The following is a 7,403-nucleotide window of genomic DNA, read 5'->3' as shown; positions in this document are numbered from 1 at the left end:
TACCCCCGCCCCCCCCCCGCCCCGCGCCCCCCCCCCCCCCCGCGCCCCCCCCCCCCCCCGGGGGCCGCCCCCCCCCCCCCCCCCGGGGGGGGGCCCCCCCCGCGTCCGGGTGGGCAGTCCGCGTCCGGGTGGGCCGTTCGTCCGCACGCGGACCGTTCGCCGGCGGCAGGCAGTACGCGTCCAGGAGGCCGTCCGCGTGCCGACGACGCTTGCCGGGGCGGCGCCCCCTGACACCGGGCGTTTCCCGCCGGTCGGCGACGACCGGAACATCCCGATTCCGGGCTGGCACCGGGGCGAACACCTGCGCAAGGATGTCAGCCCCTGATCCGCTGCCAACAGGAGCACGCCGTGAACGAAGTCGCTTCGCAGCAGAACGAGTTGATAAGACTGACCGACCGCCCCGGAACCGACGACGCCCCCGGCCGCGACGGGCGGACCGGCGGCCGGAACGTCCGGGTACGGGTGCTCGGACGACACGCACCGGGCTCCCTGCTCGGACACGACTGGCTGGACTGCGAGATCACCGTCACCGCCGACTCGGTGCGCGGGCAGTTCGTCACGCTGGTGACCGACCGCCATCTCACCCAGTGGGAAACGGCTTTGGAGCGGCTCGGGCGCGGCGCCGCGGTCCGTTGGCTGGACGAGGAGCACGGCCCGGAACTGCGGATCGAGCCCGCGCGGCCGGGCGGGCTCTGGGTGACCGTCTCGGACTCGGAGGAATCGGGCGTCACGCTCCGGGTCGTCCTCTCCCCCGCACCGGACTGGCTGGACGAGCAGCGCGCGCTGCTCAAGCTCGTCCGGGAGGCCTATCCGGCCGAGGCGGTCGAGCTCGCCCCGGGCCTCCACGCCTGGCGCGGAACCCCGATGGAGGAGAGCTGATCATCCGTCATCCCCGAGTCCGCACAGGACGTCCCAACCGGCCGAGCGAACGGTCGGGCACGGTGAGGAGGAAGAGCAGGGCCGCGCCGCCGAGCATGAACAGCGCGAGGCGGTGCAGCCCGCCCGTGGTGGCACCGTGCGGGAAGAAGGCGGCGTTCGCGGCCGAGGCCGCCATCGCGCCGAGGTACATGAAGGTGCGCAGCAGCCCGGCCGCCGAGGCGATGGCGGCCGGGTCCGCCTGGTGGTAGAGGGCGGTCTGGGTGCCGAGCCCGATCAGCCCCTGCGAGACGCCCGCCAGCACACCCACCGCGATCAGCAGAGCACCCGGACTGCTCGCGCGCACCGACAGCAGGGCGGCACAGGCCGCGATCTGGCAGGCGGAGCCGACCAGCAGCTTGCCGCGCACACCCGGACTGCGGCCGGTGACCCCGGCGGCCGTGAGCGCGGTCAGCGACAGCGGCAGCAGCACCAGTCCGGCGGAGGCCGCCGACAGGCCGCGCCCCTCCTCCAGCCACTGGGTGTAGCCGTAGAGGAAGGCGTAGACGGAGGTGTAGCCGAGGACCTGGCGCAGGTAGGTGGCGATCAGCGGGCGGTTGCCGGCGAGCGACCGCAGGTCGATGAAGGGGGCGCGGGCCCGCCGCTCGCGGACGGCGAAGGCGACGGCCGCCAGGACGGCGAGCACCGGCAGGTACCAGCGCGCCGGGTCGGGCCGCATCAGGAACAGCATCAGGGCGAGCAGCAGGACCGCGAACAGCGCGATCCCGGCGTGGTCGAGGCGCTCCGGACGGTCGAGGTGGTCGCCGCGGCCGGACCCGCGTCTGCCGTCGGGCCTACCTCTGCCGTCGGTCCCGTCTCTGCCGTCCGGACGGCCGGAGCGGCGGTCGGTGACGGGCAGCCGGGCCGCGCCGAGCGCCAGACAGGCCAGTGACAGCGGGACGTTGACGGCGAAGACCGTCCGCCAGCCGCCCGCGCCGATCAGCAGACCGCCCAGGGTGGGGCCGACCACCGCGACGGTCTGGTTGGCGACGGCCAGCAGCGTCAGCACCCCGGTGGGACTGGACTGCCCGGTCCGCTCGGCCTCGGCACGGGTCAGGTGCATCGCGGCCGGGTAGGCCGCGGAGGTGCCCAGGCCGAGCAGCACCCGGGCGGCGATCAGCAGTCCGAGCGTCGGGGCGAGCGCGCCGAGCAGTCCGGCGAGGCCGACCAGGGCCGTCCCGGCGAGGTAGAGCCGGCGCGGCCCGTGGGTGTCCACGAGCCTCCCGATCACCGGCTGGCCGACGGCGGTGGCCAGGTAGAGCGCGGTGACCAGCCAGGCCGTCTCGGCGGGCGGCGCGCCGAAGGCGGCGCCCAGGGGCACCAGGGCCACCGCGATCATCGACGAGTTGATCGGGTTGAGCGCCGAGCCGAGCACCATCGGTGCGATCAGCCGACGGTTGAACCCGTCCTCCGGAGCGGGCAGCCGGCGGCGGGACCGGAGCCGGGCCAGCAGGGCGGACGGACCGGCCATCACCGGTTCAGCCGGTCCATCAGGGCCAGTGCCTCCAGTACGGTGGCGCGCTCGGCCCCGGTGTAGTGCTCCGCCATGGCCCGGGTCAGCCACTCCTGACGGGCCTGGCGGCTGTCCGCGACGTGGGCCAGGCCCGCCTCGGTGAGGCTGACCACCTGGCGGCGACCGTCCTCGGGGTCGGGACGGCGACCGACCAGTCCGTGCTGTTCGAGCACGGCGAGAGTGGCGGCCATCGACTGGGGACGGACCCGCTCGGCGGCGGCCAGCGCGCTCGCGGAGGCCGGACCGTCGTTGATCAGCCGACTGAGCACGGCGGTCTGGGAGGGGGTCAGGTCGCTGGTCCCGCTCGCCTCCCGCAGCGTGCGGCGCAGTCGGCTGAAGACGGCCCGCAGCTCGCGGGCGGCCAGTGCCGCGGTGTCGGGCGCCACGGCCTCGGCGGGGGCTTTACGGGCCGCGGCGGCTTGGGGGCCGGTTCGCTTCTCGGTCATGGCTCCACGGTAATTTCATCAGTCTGGACTGTCCAGTCTGGACTGAAGGATTTCCCGGGAATGGCGGGCCGGATAATGACGGCATGATCGACAATCAGCTCCGCGTCGTCCTCGCCGAGGATTCGGTGATCCTCCGGGACGGCATGGTCGAACTCCTCACCGCCCGTGGGTGCGCGGTGGTCGCCACCGCCGGTACGGCGCCCGAGCTGGTGGCCGCCGTCACCGAGCACCGGCCCGACATGGCCGTGGTGGACATCCGGATGCCGCCCACCCACACCGACGAGGGCATCCGGGCCGCGGTGGAGATCCGGGCCGCCCTGCCCCAGGTCGGCATCCTGGTCTTCTCCCAGCACGTCGAGACCGTCTGGGCGGCCCGGCTGCTGGCGGCCGGCGCAGCGGGCATCGGCTACCTGCTCAAGGAGCGGGTGGCCCGGACCTCCGAGTTCGTGGACGCCCTGCACCGGGTCGCCGCGGGCGGCACGGCCCTCGACCCGGAGATCGTCAACGGCCTGATGCACGGCGGGCGGCGCAGCCGGGTGGACGCGCTCACCCCGCGCGAGCGGGAGGTGCTGGAGCTGATGGCGCAGGGGCACTCCAACCGCTCGATCGCCACGGTGCTGACGGTCTCGGAGCGGGCGGTGGAGAAGCACGTGGCCGCGGTGTTCGGCAAGTTCGACCTGCCCGCGACCGACGCCGACAACCGGCGGGTCAAGGCCGTGCTCGCCTACCTCGCGGAGAGCGGTGCCTCCTGAGTCGACGGCCCCGGAACGGCGACACCCCAAGGCCGGCGACCCCGAGACCGGCGGCCCCGGAGGGCGACGGCCCCGAAGGCAATGACCGTGCCCCCGTCAAAGCCGGCCGGGCAACTCGGCACCGACCACCGTCGGCCCACCGGGCGGGCTGTCCACCCGCAGCGTCCCGTCCACCGCCGCGAGCCGTTCGGCCAGGCCGGCCAGGCCGGTGCCCGCACCGATCGCGGCGCCGCCGCGCCCGTCGTCACGGACGGTCAGCCGGACCCTCCCGTCGGCCGCGGTCACGGTCAGCTCCGCCGACCGCGCGTCGCTGTGCTTGGCCACGTTGGTCAACAGCTCGGCCGCGCAGAAGTAGACGGCCCGCTCGATCACCTCCTCCGGACGCTCCCGCAGGTCCAGCCGGACGTCGACCGGCACCGGAGAGGTGGCGGTCAGCCCCGGCAGGGCCTGGGCCAACCCGCCGTCCAGTGCCACCGGGTGGATGCCCCGGGTCAGCCGGCGCAGGCCGGCGATGGTGTCGTCGGTCTGCCCACGGGCCCGGTCGACCAGGGTGCGCAGCCGCCCGAGGTCGGGCCCGCCCGAACCGGCCGGTCCGCCCCCGGAGGGAACGCCCTCCGTCATGACGTCGTCGGCGAGTGACAGGGTGATGGCGAGCGCGACCAGTTGTGCCTGGGTGCCGTCGTGCAGGTCGCGTTCCAGGCGCCGCAGCCGGTCGGTGTTCTCGGCCAGCAGGGTGGCCCGGGCGTTCTCCAGCTGACGCACCCGCTGCTGCGAGCGCACCGGCCCGAGCAGGGCGCGGGCGAGCGTGCGGTCCGCTCCGCCGAGGGCGCGCACCGCGGCGGGGACGACGGCCAGCACCGCGAGGCCGATCGGGACCGCTCCCAGGTCCAGCAGGCCGATCGACCGCGGGCCCGGCTCCATCATCCGCACCCAGAGCGGGAAGCCCACCAGCCAGACGCCGCCGAGCGGCAGCACGACCACGGCGAGGAACCCGAGCACGCCCAGCGGCAGCCGCAGCAGGAGGTAGAGCAGCGTCCGCCAGGCCACCGGGTCGGTCAGCATCGCCCGGCCCCGGGCGAACACCCCGGACGGGCGCGGCAACGGCGGCGGCGCGGGCACCTCCTCCCGGAGCAGCCGCCCGACCAGCCACCGGTGCAGCCCGCCGAGCCGTCTCGCCCCGAGCAGCGCCGCGGCCACGAACGGCAGGCCCAGCACGGTGAGCGAGAGCAGCGCCCCGGCATAGAGGATCGCGACGGCGTACACCCCGCCGAGCACCCCGAGCGGCAACCCGAGCACCGCGAAGGCCAGTTCGCCGCCGCTCACCGACCGGTACCGCCGCCGCTCAGCCACCGTCCACCTCACCGTTCACCCTCCGACCGGCCTCCAGCATCCACCAGGTATCCGGAGCCACCGCACCCACCTGCCCCTCCGTCCGGGCGGCCCCGCGAACCACCACGGCACCGACCCGGCGGCCCGCCCACCGTCGACGCCCGCCTGGGCCTCCCTCGTCTCACCGCCGTTCCCCGCCCGTCGACGCCACCGCCGGGCCGCCGACCGCCCACAGCCCCGTGCCCACGATCCCGGGTACCGTGAGCACCGCTGCTCCCAGCACCACCCGGGCGCAGGCCGCGCCCGGCACCACCGGGACCACCGAGCCCGTCACCGCCAGGCTGAACGCCCCCGAGGCCGCGGCCGCCACCGCCGCACCGAGCAGCACCCCGATCGCCGTGGTCAGGGCCGCCTCCACGGAGAGCATCCGCAACAGCTGCCGCCGCGTCGCCCCGACCAGGCGCAGCAGCGCGAACTCCCGGCGCCGCTCGGCGGTCAGCGCCACCAGGGTGTTGACCGTGGAGACCGCCGCGAAGCAGACCAGCAGTCCGAGCTCCATCTCGCGCAGCCAGATGTCGCTCTCCTTGGTGACGCTGGTCGCGGCACCCGTCGCCCGGGCCACGTGCTCCGCGGTGCTGGTCAGGGTCAGCATGGTGCCACAGAGCCCGACCAGCAGCGCGACCGGCACCACGGCCGAGGAGAGCCGGGCCGCGTAGCCGCGGAGGTTGGCGTCCGCCAGCCAGCCGGCCCTGGGCACGAGCGCCCGCGCCGGGGCGCCGAGCACGACCGCCAGGCCCTTCGCCGCCACCGGCCCCAGCAGTCCGACCGCGATCAGCAGCACCAGCGAACCGAGCAGCGCGGCCTGCCCCGCCTTGTCCAGCTCTCCGGCCGGCCGGCTCGCGGCCAGTCGCAGCAGCAACCCGCCGCCGGCGAGCACGGCCACCCCGGCGAGCACCCGCAGCGCGCCCGTCCGCCGTGGCCCGCCCGCGCCCTCGGTCAGCGCGACGGCCGGGGCGGGCCGGGTGATCCGGCGGGCCGCGACCGCGGTGGCCGCCAGGCCGACCAGCAGGGCCACCCCGAGCCCGACCAGCGCCGGTACCGGCGCCCCGGGTATGCGGAGCCCGGGTGCCGCCATGTCGCGCCGCTGGAGCGCGGCGAGGAAGGCCCGGGCCGCGAGGAAGCCCGCCAGGCCGCCCGGCACGGCCACCAGCAGGGCCGTCGCCACCACCTGCGCGCGCACCACCCGGCGGACCTGACGGGGCGTCGCCGCGACGGTGCGCAGCAGCGCCAGCTCCCGGTGCTGCTGGCGCAGCGTGAAGCCGAGCGCGTTGACCACGACGAACAGCGCGACCAGGACGGCGATCTCGCCGAACGCGCCGGCGATCAGCACCAGGCCCGGCCCGGACACCGTCGTCCGGGACACCGCGGCCGGTGCCGTGACCTGCGCGGCGACCAGCGACCCGAACAGCGTCACCGCCGCCACCGCCAGGAACAGCGCCGTTCCCAGCCCGGCGAAGGAGGCCGGGCGGCGGCGGATCTGCCCCGCCGAGAGGCTCAGCACGGGACTGCTCACGGCGCTCACCCGCCCAACCGGCTCAGCCGCTCGCCGACCTGCGCGGCCGTCGGCCTGATCAGCTCGTCCACCAGCAGGCCGTCGGCGAGCAGCAGCACCCGGTCCGCGTACCCGGCGGCGACCGGGTCGTGGGTGACCATCACACAGGTCTGTCCGTCGACGTCGACGCCCGCGCGCAGCAGGCCGAGGACCTCCTGCCCGGTGGCGCGGTCCAGTGCGCCGGTCGGCTCGTCGGCGAACAGCACCTCCGGCCGGGAGACCAGGGCCCGGGCTATCGCCACCCGCTGCTGCTGACCGCCCGACAGCTGCCCGGGCCGGTGCCGCTCGCGCCCGGCCAGCCCGACCCGGGCCAGCGCCTCCCGCACCGCGCCCCGCTCCGGCGGCCGCCCGGCCAGCCGCCCGGGCAGCTCGACGTTCTGCGCGACCGTCATCGCGGGCATCAGGTTGAAGGCCTGGAACACGAACCCCACCCGGGTGCGGCGCAGCTCCGCGAGCCGCCGTTCGGGCAGCCCGGACACCTCGGTGTCGCCCCACCGCACGGTGCCCCTGGTCGGGCGGTCCATCCCGGCCAGGCAGTGCAGCAGGGTGGTCTTGCCGGATCCCGACGGCCCCATCACCGCCGTGAACGTCCCCGGCGCGAAGCCCACCGACACCCCGCGCAGCGCCCGCACGGCCGCCGCGCCGCGCCCGTACTCCCGGTGCAGCCCGACCGCGCTCAGGGCCGCGCCCGTCATCCCGTCGTTCGCCGCCGTGGTGGCGGCTGTCGTCATCCCGTTCATGCCCTCCATCGTGGGCGTCCGGGGCCGGGAGATCGATTGTGCTGGCACCCGAATCCGGGGTTCGGAAAACCGAACCCCGCAGGTGGTGCTACGCCC

Annotated in this window: 7 protein-coding genes; 2 read left to right on the top strand and 5 right to left on the bottom strand. The window is 75.8% G+C overall.

Annotated elements, in window-relative coordinates; genetic code table 11:
- Positions 1–348 precede the first annotated feature (348 nt).
- Positions 349–879 (top strand): DUF5959 family protein, encoded by a 531-nt coding sequence (locus ACIQOV_RS18300; RefSeq protein ID WP_401049615.1) that lies wholly within the window; start codon positions 349–351, stop codon positions 877–879.
- Positions 880–886: 7 nt separating this feature from the next.
- Here the strand turns inward: ACIQOV_RS18300 and ACIQOV_RS18295 are convergent, their stop codons facing one another.
- Both ACIQOV_RS18295 and ACIQOV_RS18290 read right to left on the bottom strand, forming a co-directional pair.
- Positions 887–2,386 (bottom strand): MFS transporter, encoded by a 1,500-nt coding sequence (locus ACIQOV_RS18295; protein WP_401049613.1) that lies wholly within the window; start codon positions 2,384–2,386, stop codon positions 887–889.
- The gene (locus ACIQOV_RS18290) at positions 2,386–2,874 is read right to left on the bottom strand and encodes a MarR family winged helix-turn-helix transcriptional regulator (RefSeq protein WP_401049611.1); all 489 of its coding nucleotides are present in this window, start codon (positions 2,872–2,874) and stop codon (positions 2,386–2,388) included. Before ACIQOV_RS18290 ends, ACIQOV_RS18295 begins: the two co-directional genes overlap by 1 nt.
- A gap of 83 nt (positions 2,875–2,957) precedes the next feature.
- On the opposite strand from ACIQOV_RS18290, the gene ACIQOV_RS18285 reads away from it, so the two are divergent.
- A complete protein-coding gene (locus ACIQOV_RS18285; RefSeq protein WP_401049610.1) occupies positions 2,958–3,626 on the top strand; it encodes a response regulator in 669 nt (222 codons plus the stop codon).
- A gap of 96 nt (positions 3,627–3,722) precedes the next feature.
- On the opposite strand, the gene ACIQOV_RS18280 is transcribed toward ACIQOV_RS18285, so the two are convergent.
- The 3 genes from ACIQOV_RS18280 to ACIQOV_RS18270 all read right to left on the bottom strand — a co-directional run bounded on the left by ACIQOV_RS18280 (position 3,723) and on the right by ACIQOV_RS18270 (position 7,298).
- The gene (locus ACIQOV_RS18280) at positions 3,723–4,976 is read right to left on the bottom strand and encodes a sensor histidine kinase (RefSeq protein WP_401049608.1); all 1,254 of its coding nucleotides are present in this window, start codon (positions 4,974–4,976) and stop codon (positions 3,723–3,725) included.
- 160 nt (positions 4,977–5,136) lie between these two features.
- Positions 5,137–6,528 carry an FtsX-like permease family protein gene (locus ACIQOV_RS18275; protein ID WP_401049607.1) on the bottom strand — a complete coding sequence of 464 codons (1,392 nt, stop codon included), beginning with the start codon at positions 6,526–6,528 and terminating at the stop codon, positions 5,137–5,139.
- Positions 6,529–6,533: 5 nt separating this feature from the next.
- The gene (locus tag ACIQOV_RS18270) at positions 6,534–7,298 is read right to left on the bottom strand and encodes an ABC transporter ATP-binding protein (RefSeq protein WP_380352254.1); all 765 of its coding nucleotides are present in this window, start codon (positions 7,296–7,298) and stop codon (positions 6,534–6,536) included.
- Positions 7,299–7,403: the final 105 nt, after the last annotated feature.

The organism is Kitasatospora sp. NPDC091257 (genome assembly GCF_044757675.1).
Lineage (GTDB): Bacteria > Actinomycetota > Actinomycetes > Streptomycetales > Streptomycetaceae > Kitasatospora > Kitasatospora lactacystinica.
Note: the sequence above shows the minus strand (reverse complement) of the source record. Positions and strands in the feature narration are given on the sequence as shown.

Bases quoted from the DNA above. Each gene is read 5' to 3' on its own strand.
- ACIQOV_RS18295 (WP_401049613.1), bottom strand. From the start codon at position 2,386: ATGGCCGGTCCGTCCGCCCTGCTGGCCCGGCTCCGGTCCCGCCGCCGG.
- ACIQOV_RS18290 (WP_401049611.1), bottom strand. From the start codon at position 2,874: ATGACCGAGAAGCGAACCGGCCCCCAAGCCGCCGCGGCCCGTAAAGCC.
- ACIQOV_RS18285 (WP_401049610.1), top strand. From the start codon at position 2,958: ATGATCGACAATCAGCTCCGCGTCGTCCTCGCCGAGGATTCGGTGATC.
- ACIQOV_RS18270 (WP_380352254.1), bottom strand. From the start codon at position 7,298: ATGACGACAGCCGCCACCACGGCGGCGAACGACGGGATGACGGGCGCG.